General features: G+C 64.5%; 13 protein-coding genes. 8 read left to right on the top strand and 5 right to left on the bottom strand.

Annotation, left to right across the window (positions count from 1 at the left end):
• Together AC3EML_RS11840 and AC3EML_RS11835 are read left to right on the top strand one after the other, a co-directional pair.
• Positions 1-726, top strand: coding sequence for a ribulose-phosphate 3-epimerase (locus AC3EML_RS11840; RefSeq protein WP_352521204.1), 726 nt, complete (start codon positions 1-3; stop codon positions 724-726).
• Positions 726-1,748, top strand: coding sequence for an ROK family protein (locus AC3EML_RS11835; protein ID WP_352521203.1), 1,023 nt, complete (start codon positions 726-728; stop codon positions 1,746-1,748). The genes AC3EML_RS11840 and AC3EML_RS11835 overlap by 1 nt, the downstream gene beginning before the upstream one ends.
• A gap of 77 nt (positions 1,749-1,825) precedes the next feature.
• On the opposite strand, the gene AC3EML_RS11830 is transcribed toward AC3EML_RS11835, so the two are convergent.
• From AC3EML_RS11830 to AC3EML_RS11815, 4 genes are all read right to left on the bottom strand, one after another.
• Entirely contained in the window at positions 1,826-1,972 is a 147-nt protein-coding gene (locus AC3EML_RS11830; RefSeq protein WP_352521302.1) for a hypothetical protein, read from the bottom strand.
• Positions 1,945-2,160 (bottom strand): hypothetical protein, encoded by a 216-nt coding sequence (locus AC3EML_RS11825; protein ID WP_352521306.1) that lies wholly within the window; start codon positions 2,158-2,160, stop codon positions 1,945-1,947. The genes AC3EML_RS11830 and AC3EML_RS11825 overlap by 28 nt, the downstream gene beginning before the upstream one ends.
• A 79-nt stretch (positions 2,161-2,239) precedes the next feature.
• Entirely contained in the window at positions 2,240-2,521 is a 282-nt protein-coding gene (locus tag AC3EML_RS11820; protein WP_023726303.1) for a hypothetical protein, read from the bottom strand.
• Between the two features lie 88 nt (positions 2,522-2,609).
• Complete coding sequence (locus tag AC3EML_RS11815) at positions 2,610-3,527, bottom strand: LysR family transcriptional regulator (protein WP_352521202.1); 918 nt, start codon at positions 3,525-3,527, stop codon at positions 2,610-2,612.
• 102 nt (positions 3,528-3,629) lie between these two features.
• Here AC3EML_RS11815 and AC3EML_RS11810 point away from each other — a divergent pair, with 102 nt between their 5' ends.
• The 3 genes from AC3EML_RS11810 (at position 3,630) to AC3EML_RS11800 (ending at position 5,823) form a co-directional block, all read left to right on the top strand.
• Positions 3,630-4,268: a DsbA family protein gene (locus tag AC3EML_RS11810; RefSeq protein WP_352521200.1), complete on the top strand. Its 639-nt coding sequence runs from the start codon at positions 3,630-3,632 to the stop codon at positions 4,266-4,268.
• A gap of 51 nt (positions 4,269-4,319) precedes the next feature.
• Positions 4,320-4,928: an NAD(P)-dependent oxidoreductase gene (locus AC3EML_RS11805; protein ID WP_023667893.1), complete on the top strand. Its 609-nt coding sequence runs from the start codon at positions 4,320-4,322 to the stop codon at positions 4,926-4,928.
• Between the two features lie 163 nt (positions 4,929-5,091).
• Positions 5,092-5,823, top strand: coding sequence for an SDR family oxidoreductase (locus AC3EML_RS11800; RefSeq protein ID WP_023753996.1), 732 nt, complete (start codon positions 5,092-5,094; stop codon positions 5,821-5,823).
• Here AC3EML_RS11800 and AC3EML_RS11795 read toward each other — a convergent pair.
• On the bottom strand, positions 5,774-6,706 hold the full coding sequence (locus AC3EML_RS11795; protein ID WP_352521199.1) for a LysR family transcriptional regulator: 933 nt from the start codon (positions 6,704-6,706) through the stop codon (positions 5,774-5,776). The two genes, AC3EML_RS11800 and AC3EML_RS11795, sit on opposite strands and share 50 nt — an antisense overlap.
• A 264-nt stretch (positions 6,707-6,970) precedes the next feature.
• On the opposite strand from AC3EML_RS11795, the gene AC3EML_RS11790 reads away from it, so the two are divergent.
• From AC3EML_RS11790 to AC3EML_RS11780, 3 genes are all read left to right on the top strand, one after another.
• On the top strand, positions 6,971-7,885 hold the full coding sequence (locus AC3EML_RS11790; protein ID WP_352521198.1) for a dihydrodipicolinate synthase family protein: 915 nt from the start codon (positions 6,971-6,973) through the stop codon (positions 7,883-7,885).
• Between the two features lie 243 nt (positions 7,886-8,128).
• Positions 8,129-9,985 carry an ABC transporter ATP-binding protein gene (locus AC3EML_RS11785; protein ID WP_352521301.1) on the top strand — a complete coding sequence of 619 codons (1,857 nt, stop codon included), beginning with the start codon at positions 8,129-8,131 and terminating at the stop codon, positions 9,983-9,985.
• Positions 9,985-11,871, top strand: a complete 1,887-nt coding sequence (locus tag AC3EML_RS11780) for an ABC transporter ATP-binding protein (protein WP_352521197.1) — start codon at positions 9,985-9,987, stop codon at positions 11,869-11,871. Before AC3EML_RS11785 ends, AC3EML_RS11780 begins: the two co-directional genes overlap by 1 nt.
• Positions 11,872-12,011: the final 140 nt, after the last annotated feature.

Raw genomic sequence — 12,011 nt, 5'->3', positions numbered from 1 at the left:
ATGACGACGAACAAGCCCCTGTCCGGCCCCGCCGCGATCGCTGCCCTGCCGCGCAACCGGCTGATCGGCGAGTTCTCGCTGTGGTCGGCCGACCTCGCCAATATGGAGCACGATTTGAAGCGCATCGAGACCCATGCCGATGTCCATCATATCGACGTCGCCGACGCCCGCTTCACCCCTGGCTTCCTGTTCTTCCCGGACCTGGTGGCGCGCATCGCCAAGCTCACCGCGAAGCCGATCCATGTCCATTTGATGGTCGAAGCCGAGATCGTCGAAGAACAGACGCGCCAGTTCATCGAGGCCGGCGCCGACCTGATCAGCGTGCACGCCGAAAACGGCGAGACCGGCCTGCGCGCCGTGAAACTGGCGCATGAACTCGGGGCCGAGGCCGGCGTGGTGCTGCGGCTGGAAACACCGGTCGCGGCCGTCACGCCCTTCCTGCCGGAAGTGGCATTCGTGACGCTGCTCGGCACCTCCATCGGCGTCAAGGGCCAGAGCCTGTCCGATCAAGCGTGTCCGCGCCTGATCGAGGCGCGCGCGCTGATGCGCAAAGCCGGCCGCGAGGCCGACATCGTGCTCGCCGCCGATGGCGGCATCCGCCACGAGACCGTGCCGCTGCTGCGCGCCGCAGGTGCGGAAACCGTGGTGCTGGGCTCGCTGGCCTTCGGCGATCCCGACCTTCCCCGGCGCATGGCCTGGCTGCACGGGCTGGAGGTCGCCGCCTGATGACCAAGCTTGCGCTCGCCTTCGATCTCGGTGGCACGGCGCTGCGCGGTGCGCTGGTCGAAAGCGATGGCCGTATCGTCGCTCGTGCTTCAGCGTCGACGCTTGCCGGTGCGGGATCGGAGGCGGTGATCAGCCAGATCGTCGCTTTGGCAGGCACGCTCCTCAAGGAACACCCGCAGGCAAAGGTCGCCGGCATCGGCGTCGGTGCGCCGGGGCCACTCGACCCCAAGGCGGGGATCGTCATTGCGCCGCCAACGCTGGCCGGCTGGCATGATGTGCCGCTGATCGACATTCTGGGGCGGCATTTCGGCCTGCCGGTGCGGCTGGAAAACGACGCCAATGCGGCGGCGCTCGGCGAATGGCGTTTTGGCGCCGGACGCGGCAGCGGATCGCTGGTGTTCGTGACCGTATCGACCGGCATTGGCGGCGGCGTCGTCGCCGATGGCCACATCTATCACGGCAGGCGCGGACTGGCGGCCGAGATCGGCCACATGACCATCACCGGTGAAGGCGACCGCTGCTTTTGCGGCGCCATCGGCTGCTTCGAGGCCGTTGCCTCCGGAACCGCGCTCGGCCGCCGCGCCACGCGACTGACCGCGCCGGGCGACGGCTCGCTCTTACGACGGCTGTCAAATGATGGCGACGTCTCGGCCAGGCATGTCGTAGAGGCTGCCAAGGCCGGCGACGCCAACGCTCTCGACCTGATCGAGGCGGAAGCACAATGGCTGGGCATCGGCTTCACCAACCTGCTTCATCTCTATTCGCCCGATCTGATTGTCATGGGAGGCGGCCTTTCCAACGGGTTCGACCTTCTGGCACCGTCGATCAGAGCGGTCATCCAGCAGCGGGCGATGCCGGCCTATCGCGACGTGCCGATCGTGCAGGCTGAACTCGGCGACCGCGCCGGGCTGATCGGCGCCGCCAGCCTGATCCTGTGGGAAGGCGGTGCGCCGCTGGCGATGGCGCAGGACGACAAGGACAGAGGCGCGACCCCCGATGCCACGGAGGCACGCCATGGCTGAACTCGAGCTGCGCGGCGCGCGCGAAGATGGTGAATGGTCCAGTTTGAATGCAGCGCCAAGGTCCCCGAAGAGGACCCCTACCCTTCGCGATTCCAGCTGGCGTATTTTCGGATCGTTTGCCGCTTGTCTTCCGACAAGCCAACAAGGAGACTCTCCTCGAGATAGCCTTGCCGGATGAGATTGGCGAAGACCTGTATTAGCTGTGAATAGCGATAGTCGAACATCTGGTCCATCTTCCGTCGCTGCTGCAGCAGAAGTCTTCGACATCCCACATTTCGGAAGGCGTTGCCGCAACGTGGGCCCTGCTCTTGAGTTCAGCCAGCGTCTTGTCGAGCGCCACCTTCAGCGCTGCGTCATAGGCAGTGCGGGCGACTTTCTTTTCGGACGGAGACCATTTCTCATCAGCGGTCATCGACTGTCTCTCTCAAGTTCGCGGCGGCCGTCATCCGGTAAAACCTGCGACGCAGGACAACCCCGCCGTTGGGACCAATCTACTTTCCGCAATGGTGATCGTTGACCTTGTTCAGCGCATTCGCGTCCGGCCCGACCCGGTCGTAAGAGCACGGGCCGGCCGCCGTGGTGATCAGCATCTTGTCATAGTAGCGCGGGCCGCCGAACAGGGCATAGACGAGGTCGCGATGGGCGGGAACGTAGCGTTGCTCCGGTTCCGGCTGGCGATGGCGGTGCTTCTTCTCCTTGGCGAGCGCTGCGGTAGACAGGCTGCAGCCAAGCGCGAGAACAAGGGCGGAGATCGCGAGGATCTTGATGGTCATCGGCAATACCCTTCTGACGTTTCGGAATCGCAGCATATCCAAAAGCGTGGGCCGAACAAAGGTTCCCTGATTACCATAGCCAGAGAAATCAGCCTGTAACGGCACTGCGCGCGCGCCGCCGTTCGGCTGCAACCAAGAGGTCGACGAAAGCGCGCACCTTGGCCGGCCTGAAGCGCGCCGGCGGGAAGACGGCGTGGATGCCCCCGGACGGCAAGGTCCAATCCGCGAACACCCGCACCAGCCGTCCCCGCGCAATGTCGTCGGCGACACTGTAATCCGGAAAGATGCCGAGGCCGATGCCGGCCAGCACGCAGGACAGCACGCCCGGTGTCTTGTCGCAGCTGACGACAGGGTTGAGTTCGGCCAGCACCGTTTCCGTGCCCCTCGAGAACAGCCATTGGCCGACCCCGCGCAACTGGGCGTTGCCGACCCAGGGCAGCGACTTCGCCTGCCTGGGGCTGGTTTCCCCAGGCAGCCTGGCGGCCAGTTCCGGGCTGGCGACGACGAATTGCTGCAGGCTGCCCAGCCGCCGTGCCAGATTGCTGGAATCGGCAAGCCAGCCGACGCGGATGCCGAGATCGATCTGCTCGTCGACCAGGTTGCTGACCGCATCGTCGAAGATCGTCTCGACCCGCATTTTCGGATATTTTCTGAGATAGGCGGCGATGGTCGGCGCCACGACCTTCTCGCCATAGTCGAGCGGCGCCGTCAGCCGCAGCGTCCCCGTCGGCTGCGCCGCGCGCTGCGAAATGTCGCCATAGGCTGCCTCCGCCTCGCGCAGGATGATCGCGGTCCGGTCATAGAACAGACGACCCTCTTCGGTCGCCGTCACGCGCCGCGTCGTGCGCCGCAGCAGCGTTGCACCGAGCTCTTCTTCGAGCTTGCCGACCTGATGGCTGACCACAGCCTTGGCAACATCGAGACGGTCGGCAGCGGCCGTGAACGAGCCGGTCTCCACCACGGTGGCGAAGTAGACGAGCCGGTTGAGATTGAGGAGTTCGGTCACAGGCAGCTCATTGTATGATTTGATCAGACAGATTGTATGATTGATCGCTATTTTTCGCAACCGGTCCAGCTGTCATCTATCGGGCAACAGAATGAGGCCGCCGTGACCAACGCAACCCTAACCTATCTTTTCGACCCGCTCTGCGGCTGGTGCTATGGCGCCACGCCGATGCTGGATCGACTGGCCGCCGGCGGGACCGCACTCGAACTGCTGCCGGTTGGGCTTTTCTCCGGTGCCGGCGCGCGGCCGCTGGATGCAGGCTTCGCCGCCCATGCCTGGGACAATGACCAGCGCATCGCGCGGCTGAGCGGACAGCGCTTCAGCCAGGCCTATCTCGACAATGTGCTCAATGTCAGCGGCACCTTGCTCGATTCTTCCGCTGCCACCATGGGCATCAACGCCGCCGGGCTGGACGACTGGCGCCAGGAACTTGCGGCACTGAAGGCGATCCAGCATGCCCGCTATGTCGACGGTCGCGATATTGTGACGGTTGACGGCGTCGCCGCGGTACTGACCGACGCCGGCATGAGCGACGCGGCAAAGCTTTTGAAAGCGCCGACGCAGGCGTTTCTGGCGAAGCATGACGACCTGGTCAGCCGCGGGCGGACATTGTTCCAGCGGCTGCATGCCAATGGCGTTCCCGCGCTGGCGGTGATCGGCCAAACGACGCCGCGCCTGATCGGCGCCAACGCGCTGTTCGGCAGCTACGACAATCTCGTCGCTCACATCGAGGCGGCGTAGTCCCAGAAATTCTCCCCAGACGAAATTCTCCCCAGCGAAAGGAAAATCCCCATGAAAATCGCACTTATCGGCGCGTCCGGCCAGGTCGGCTCCCGCCTGCTTAAGGAACTCTCCGATCGCGGGCACAGCATCACCGCCATTGCCCGGCATCCAGACAAGATCGCGGCACTTCCGGGCGTGACTGCCAAGAAGGGCGACGTCTTCGACAAGGATGGCCTTGCCGCCCTGATCAAGGGTCATGACGCGGTGATCTCCTCGGTGCATTTCCTCGACAGCGATCCCGATACGCTCATCGCAGCCGTGCGTGCTTCCGGCGTCAAACGCTACCTCGTCGTTGGCGGCGCCGGCAGCCTTGAGGTTGCGCCCGGCAAGCGCCTGGTCGACACGCCGACCTTCCCTGATATCTACAAGGCCGAGGCGCAGAAGGGCGCCGACTTCCTCGACACGCTGCGGACGGTCGACGATCTCGACTGGACCTTGCTGTCGCCTTCGGCGCTGTTCGTCGCCGGCGAGCGGACCGGCAAATACCGCATCGGCAAGGACACGCTGCTGACGTCCGACAAGGGCAGCAGCATTTCCTTCGAGGACTACGCCATCGTCATGGCCGACGAGATCGAAAAGCCGGCGCATATCAAGCAGCGCTTTACGGTCGGCTACTGAGCGCACTTCATTGACAGGGGCACTCGACGGAGCGGCCCGCGTCGGTTCCTATCGACGATAGTGCCATCGGAGCCTCCGATGGCACTATCGCTTTCTTCCGTTTCCACTCCTGCCGCCGGCCTGCGAACTCTCGCCCGGAGCGGTTCAGGACAGGAACGGAAACATGGCAGACATCGCAAAATCGAAAATCGCTATCATTGGCGGCAGCTCCGGAATGGGGCTGGCGTTGGCAAGGCGGTGCCTGGACTCAGGCGCCGAAGTCATCATCGTCAGCCGCAGTGAAGCCAGGCTCAAGCGTGCCGGTGAGGCGCTGCAGAACCCTTCCGCTTTGAGCGCCGTCGCCGCCGATATTGCCAGGGAGGATCAGGTCGCTGACCTGTTCAAGCGAATTGGCCGGCTCGACCATATCGTCAGCACCGCCGCCGACATCGAAGGCGCCTATGAGCTATTGCCTTCAGTCGACCTGAAGGCGGCGCAGCGGGTCGTCGAAAGCAAATTCTACGGGCCGCTGCTGCTCGCCAAGCATGGCGCGCCGCAGCTTTCGGCCAACGGCTCCATCACCTTCACCTCAGGCATCGCCGCCTACCGGCCGGCGGCGCGCGGCTCGGTCGTTGCCGCTGTCAACGCTGCGCTGGAAGGGTTGGTGCGGGCGCTGGCGGTCGAGCTGGCGCCGGTCCGTGTCAACGCCGTCTCGCCGGGCTGGGTCGACACGCCGATCTGGAGTTTTGTGGCCGGCGACAAGAAGGACGAGACGCTCGATGCAATGGCCAGGCGCCTGCCGGTCGGCCGCGTCGGACAGCCGGACGACATTGCCGATGCCATCGCCTTTCTGATGGGCAACGGTTTTACGACAGGGACGGTTCTGCATGTCGAGGGCGGTCATCGGCTGATCTGAGCGCAGCGAAATTCCTGGCCGCGGCCGCCAGCAGCAGTTTCAGCGCCGGCGGCTGAACCCGCCGGCGGCGCCAGACCATGACCAGCGACGCCGTGCGGGCCGACCCCGGCCACGGCAATTCGACGATCTCGCCGCGCTCGAGCGCGTCGGCAACGGCCAGCCGCGGCACCAGGCCCATGCCGACACCAGTCGCCACCAGGCCCGCAATGGCCCCGATGCTGCCGACTTCGGCGGCAAGTTCTGGCGCTGCCATCTCGGCAAAGGCAGTGTCGAACAGATGCCGGTAGACGCATCCGGTTTCCGTCACCACGAAACGCATCGCGGCGAGCGCGGCCAGGTCGTTCTGTCGCGATGCGGCCGCATCTTCGGGCGAGGCGACAAGGACCAGCGGCTCGGCCGATATCGTGCGCCGGGCCAGACGTTCGTCCAGACCGCCCTTGTCGAAACAGAAGGCGACGTCGATCTCGCTCTCTTCGAGCTGCCGCAGCAGGGCATCGCTGCCGGCGATTTTCAGCCGCAGACCGATCTCCGGGTGGTCGCCTTGAAAGGCCGCCAGCAATTGCGGAAGTCTGACGGTGGCAATCGTCTCCAGCGCGCCGACCGTAACCGTTCCGGCGGTCATTCCCGTCGTTGCCTCGACGGCAATACGCGCCTCCTCCGCCAGTTGCAGAATCTCTTCCGCATAGGGTTTCAGCGCGTCGCCGGCCGTCGTCAGGTCGAGGCCGTGGCGCGAGCGGATGAAGAGGACGACACCAAGTTCGCTTTCCAGCGACTGGATCCGGTCGCTGACGCTCGACTGCGCCAGATGAACCTCCCGCGCTGCGCGGGTGATGTTGCGGTGCCGCGCCACGGCGAGGAAGGTCTTGAGCAATCGTGGGTGCATGCCGTTTCCGGATCTGTCTCTGTTCGACATTTCGGGCTTGGCTGGTCCACTTGCAACCCTGGTCCATTTGCAACCCCGGTCCATTTGCAACCCATTGACGCCGGCGTCATCTGGTTGCGGCAGACCGAAGGGCCAGAATTTCGCGGCAATGACCCGCAAGTTTTCCCACGGCCGGCGCGGTGGCCCAAGAGATCGCCTCTGGCAGATCGCATCGTACGTATGCTCTATGCCAAGCTGATTTCCAGCACCGATGGAAGGACCGACATGCCCCGCCCGCAAGGAACCATCGCCCCGATCCTGACGCCGTTCGAGAACGATGGCCGCATTGCCCGTGACCTGTGGATCTCACATGCCAAATGGGTGCTGGGCCAGGGCGCCCATTTGCTGTCGCCGTTCGGCACCACGGGCGAGGCACTGTCGCTCTCGCTCGACGAGCGCATGCAGGCGCTGGAATGGCTGGTTGCATCAGGCATTTCGCCGGGGCGCATGATGCCCGGCACCGGCGTCACCGCATTGCCCGAAACCGTCGAACTGTCGAAGCACGCGGTCGGCCTCGGCTGCGCCGCCGTGATGGTGCTGCCATCGTTCTTCTACACGGCCGCCGGGGACGATGGCCAGGCGCGCTACTACAGCGAGCTGATCGAAAGGGTGGCCAGCCCGGCGCTGAAGATGATCCTCTACCACATCCCGCAGAACTCCGGCGTGCCGGTAAGCCCTGCCCTGACCGCCCGGTTGAGCGCGGCGTTTCCAGAGACGGTCGTCGCCTACAAGGATAGCGCCGGCGACTGGAACAACACGGCGGCGGTGATTGCCGCCGCACCCGACGTCGCGGTGTTCCCCAGCTCGGAGGCGCAACTGACCAAGGGGCTCGCCAGTGGTGCTGCGGGCTGTATCTCCGCGACCGTCAATCTCAACGCTGCGGCCATCCGCGCCCTCTACGACGCGACGATCGCTGGCCAAGACGTCACGGAAGCGGACGCCGCGATCAGGGCGTTCCGCAAGGTGATCCAGGATGCAGGCCTGATCCCGGCAATGAAGGCCGTGCTGGCGGTGCGCTCCGGCGACAAACGCTGGCTCAACCTGCGCGCGCCGCATGAGAATGCGACGCTGGAAAGCGGCAAGGCGCTGCTCACTGCGCTCGGTCCCGCAGCCGATCACATTGGCCGAGGTCACGCATGATGGCGGTTGGCGCAACCCACATGCTCGCATCTTTTCAATCGGCCTAAAGTGACGAGCCTGCCGCCTCTAACGCCGACACGGGCTTAAGCGGTCGCGGACGATCAGCCCCTTTCAGGCACAGTGCGATGCCGCCATTGGCCCTTGAACGGTCAAAATGGAGGCGTACCATCGCGACATCTGAAACTGAGTCTTCTTCATTCGTCTGGGCTAATGTCCGGACCGGATTGGATATTTTCCTTGGCAATGGATGCAACCCGCGGCGCGGCGAAGCGCGGCAAATCGTTTGCCCATGTGGCGGAGGCGTCCTGGGGCAAGGGCCTCAGCACGCTGCTGCGCATCGTGCGCATGACGTTGCGCCATCCCTGGCAGGTTGCGGTCACCATCGCCTCGACCTTCATCGCCGCGACGCTGCAGCTGTTCATCCCGCGCCTGCTGGGCCACGCCATCGACCAGGCGCAAGGCGTGATGGCTGGAGGCGGCGGCGCGGCGGCTGAGCAGGCGCTGTGGACGACGGCGATCACCTTGCTCGTCGTCAGCATCCTGCGCGGCCTCTTCACCATGGCGCAGAATTATTATGGCGAGGCCGTCGGCCACCGCACCGGCTATGAGCTGCGCCTGGCCTTCTACGAGAAGATCCAGCGGCTGAGCTTCTCCTTCCATGACCGGGTGCATACCGGCGACCTAATTACGCTTGGCCTGCTCGACCTCGACGGCGTGCGCATGTTCTTTTCCACCGGCTTATTGCGCGTGGTGCTGCTCGGCGTGCTGATCGGCGTCGGCTCCTATCTCCTGATCAGCACCGATCTCGAGCTCGGGCTGCTCAGTCTGAGTTTCGTGCCGTTCGTCGCCTGGCGCTCCTCGGTCACACAGCTCAGGCTGCGCAGCACCTGGCTGACGCTGCAGGAGCGGCTGTCAGTGCTGAGCCGGGTGATGGACGAGAACCTCGGCGGCATCCGCGTCGTGCGCGCCTTTGCGGCGCAGCGGCATGAGCTGGAAAAATTCGACCGCGCCAAGAAGTCGGCGCTGGAGCTTGCCGACCAGCGCGTCGACATCCGCGTCTCCAACACCAGCGCCATGAATTTTTCCTTCCTGGCTGCCATGGGCCTGGTGCTGTGGTTCGGTGGCCAGAAGGTGATCGCGGGCCAGATCAGCGTCGGCACGCTGGCCCAATTCCTCACCTTCATGACCATCCTGCAAATGCCGGTGCGCCAGCTCGGGCTGATGGTCAACTCGTTCGCCCGCGCCTCGACCTGCGGCACAAGGCTGTTCGAACTGCTTGACGCCGAACTTGACATCGAGGATGCGCCTGATGCCAAGGATCTCGTGGTCACCGAAGGCGTGCTGCGCTTCGACAATGTCGGCTTCCGCTACGCGGGCGCCGGCGGCCGGCCGGCACTGTCGGGCATTTCATTCGAGGCCCGGTCCGGCGAGACCGTCGGTATTGTCGGCCCGCCGGGCAGCGGCAAGTCGACCATCGCGCATCTGATCCCGCGCTTCTACGACGTGACGTCAGGCGCGATCACCATCGACGGGCAGGATCTCCGCGAGGTGACGCTGCAATCGTTGCGCAAGGCGGTCGGCGTCGTGCAGCAGGACGCCTTCCTGTTCACCACCTCGATCGAAAACAACATCGCCTATGGAAATCCCTGGGCACGCGAGACCCGCATCGGGCAGGCGGCTGAATACGCCCAGCTGCACAATTACATCATCGGGCTTCCGGCCGGCTACACCACGGTCGTGGGCGAGCGCGGCTCATCGCTTTCCGGCGGCCAGCGGCAGCGCCTGACCATCGCCCGCACCCTGATCCTGCGGCCTTCGGTGCTGGTCTTCGACGATTCCACCGCGGCTGTCGACGCCGGCACCGAGCAGCGAATCCGCACCGCGATGAAGCGCTTCGCCAAGGACCGCGTGACGCTGATCATCTCGCACCGGCTGAGCTCGCTGATGCATGCCGACCAGATCCTGTTCATCGAGAATGGCCGCATCGCCGAGCGCGGCACGCACCAGGAATTGCTGGCGCTGGGTGGTCGCTACCGCGCGCTTTACGACCTGCAGCTGCGGCCGGACGACGATTTGCCGGTGGCGGTGGGAGCCGCATAATGTCGACACCGGGTCACGACGAAAAAGAAGACACCAGCCGGCGGCCCACCAGGGCCGTCGTCGGTTCGCACCGCGACGAGGAAGAGGTCTTCGGCAAGGTCTACGATCCGCGCATCGTGCGCCGCATCTGGAGCTTCGTGAGACCGTATCAGGGCCGGATCTTCATCTCGGTGGCCGCCGTTTTGGTGTTCACTCTGACGCAATTGGCGATCCCGCTGGTCATCCGTTACGCCATCGACCACGGCATGGCGGCGGGCAAGGCCGACAGCTCCGTCATGAACTGGGCGATCGGTGCCTTCGCCCTGATCATCCTGATCAACTATGCCGCCAGCTATGTCCAGGAAAGCGTCGTCGGCAAGGTGGCCGAGAATGTGCTGTCGGATTTGCGCCGCGCCATGTTCAGCCATCTGCAGTGCGTCTCGCTGAGCTTCATGGACAAGACCGAGGTGGGCCGGCTGATGTCGCGCCTGCAGGGCGACGTCAATTCGATGCAGGAATTCCTCGAGACGTCGGTCATGTCGGTGGGCGACATCGTGCTTCTTTTCGGCATTGTCAGCGTGCTTTTGTGGCTCGATTTTCGTCTCGGCCTGTTGACGCTGTCGACCATGCCGGCGCTGTTCATCGTGCGCCTGTTCTGGCTGCCGCGCGCCAAGGTCGCCTTCATGGCCGCGCACGAAACCAATTCGACCGCCAATGGGGCGCTGGCGGAAGGCATCCATGGCGTGCGCACTGTGCAGAGTCTCGAACGCCAGCACGTCAATTTCGACCTCTATGACGAGAAGGTGCTGGCCAATCTCAGGGCTCACCTGACCTCGGCCAAATATGCGCAGGTGATGGTGCCGATCGTCGACACGCTGACCGGCATTGCGATGGCGACGGTCATCGTCGTCGGCGGTTCGATGGTGCTGTCGCACAGCCTCGACATCGGCGTCATGGTGGCGTTCCTGTTCTATATCCAGCGCTTCTTCGACCCGATCCGCTCGCTCACCATGCAGTACTCGGTCATGCAGCGTGCCATGGCGTCGGGCCAGCGAATTTCCGAAGTGCTCGACGTGCCGGTCGATGTCAGCGACAGACAAGGCGCGGTGGCGCTGACGCGCGACATGGACGGTTCGGTCGAGTTCAGGAACGTCACCTTCGGCTACCGGCAGAACCAGCCGGTGCTGAAAAACATCTCCTTCCGCGTCAATCCGGGCGAGACGGTTGCGCTTGTCGGCCCCACCGGTTCGGGCAAGTCGAGCTGCATGGCGCTGGTGCACCGCTTCTATGATGTCTGGTCGGGCGAGGTGCGGGTCGGCGGCCACGATGTGCGCGACGTGACGCAGGATTCGCTCGGCGATCAGGTGGCGATGGTGCTGCAGGAGCCGTTCCTGTTTTCCGGCACGGTGCTGGAGAACATCCGCTACCACAAGACATCGGCTACCAGCGAAGAGGTTGTGCGCGCCGCGCAAGCCGTTGGCGCGCACGACTTCATCGAGCATTTGCCTGACGACTACGACACCGAGCTCGAACAGCGCGGCGGCAATCTGTCCCTCGGCCAGCGCCAGCTGATCAGCTTTGCACGCGCACTGGTGGCGGATGCGAAAATCCTGGTGCTGGACGAGGCGACGGCGAGCATCGATTCCTACACCGAGATGCTGATCCAGAAGGCACTGGTCACGCTGCTGGAAGGCCGCACCGGGCTGGTCATCGCGCACCGGCTGGCGACCATACGCGGCGCCGACCGCATCATCGTTTTACAGAACGGCGAGATCGTCGAAAGCGGCAACCACGAGCAGCTGATGGCGGCCAAGGGCCTCTATGCCAGGCTCTACAACATGAACTACGCATCGTTCGACGATATTGCCGAGGAAGACATAGGCGCGCTGGCCGGCAAGGCGACGTGAGCTGCTGCCGGTTCGGCTCGACTGGAAATGGTGCGGGGCCAAAACTCGTCGTCGACCAATTCGGCTTCAGATGTCGACACGTTTAAGCTCGCCTTCCAGCGTAAGCTCGGCGTCACGCCTGCCGGCGCGTTCGGGTGGAC

The sequence above is a fragment of the Mesorhizobium sp. P170090 genome (genome assembly GCF_057786115.1).
Note: the sequence above shows the minus strand (reverse complement) of the source record. Positions and strands in the feature narration are given on the sequence as shown.

Excerpts from the sequence above, each read along its gene's own strand:
- AC3EML_RS11840 (WP_352521204.1), top strand. The coding sequence starts at position 1 with ATGACGACGAACAAGCCCCTGTCCGGCCCCGCCGCGATCGCTGCCCTG.
- AC3EML_RS11835 (WP_352521203.1), top strand. The coding sequence starts at position 726 with ATGACCAAGCTTGCGCTCGCCTTCGATCTCGGTGGCACGGCGCTGCGC.
- AC3EML_RS11830 (WP_352521302.1), bottom strand. The coding sequence starts at position 1,972 with ATGTTCGACTATCGCTATTCACAGCTAATACAGGTCTTCGCCAATCTC.
- AC3EML_RS11825 (WP_352521306.1), bottom strand. The coding sequence starts at position 2,160 with ATGACCGCTGATGAGAAATGGTCTCCGTCCGAAAAGAAAGTCGCCCGC.
- AC3EML_RS11820 (WP_023726303.1), bottom strand. The coding sequence starts at position 2,521 with ATGACCATCAAGATCCTCGCGATCTCCGCCCTTGTTCTCGCGCTTGGC.
- AC3EML_RS11805 (WP_023667893.1), top strand. The coding sequence starts at position 4,320 with ATGAAAATCGCACTTATCGGCGCGTCCGGCCAGGTCGGCTCCCGCCTG.
- AC3EML_RS11800 (WP_023753996.1), top strand. The coding sequence starts at position 5,092 with ATGGCAGACATCGCAAAATCGAAAATCGCTATCATTGGCGGCAGCTCC.
- AC3EML_RS11795 (WP_352521199.1), bottom strand. The coding sequence starts at position 6,706 with ATGCACCCACGATTGCTCAAGACCTTCCTCGCCGTGGCGCGGCACCGC.
- AC3EML_RS11790 (WP_352521198.1), top strand. The coding sequence starts at position 6,971 with ATGCCCCGCCCGCAAGGAACCATCGCCCCGATCCTGACGCCGTTCGAG.
- AC3EML_RS11785 (WP_352521301.1), top strand. The coding sequence starts at position 8,129 with ATGGATGCAACCCGCGGCGCGGCGAAGCGCGGCAAATCGTTTGCCCAT.
- AC3EML_RS11780 (WP_352521197.1), top strand. The coding sequence starts at position 9,985 with ATGTCGACACCGGGTCACGACGAAAAAGAAGACACCAGCCGGCGGCCC.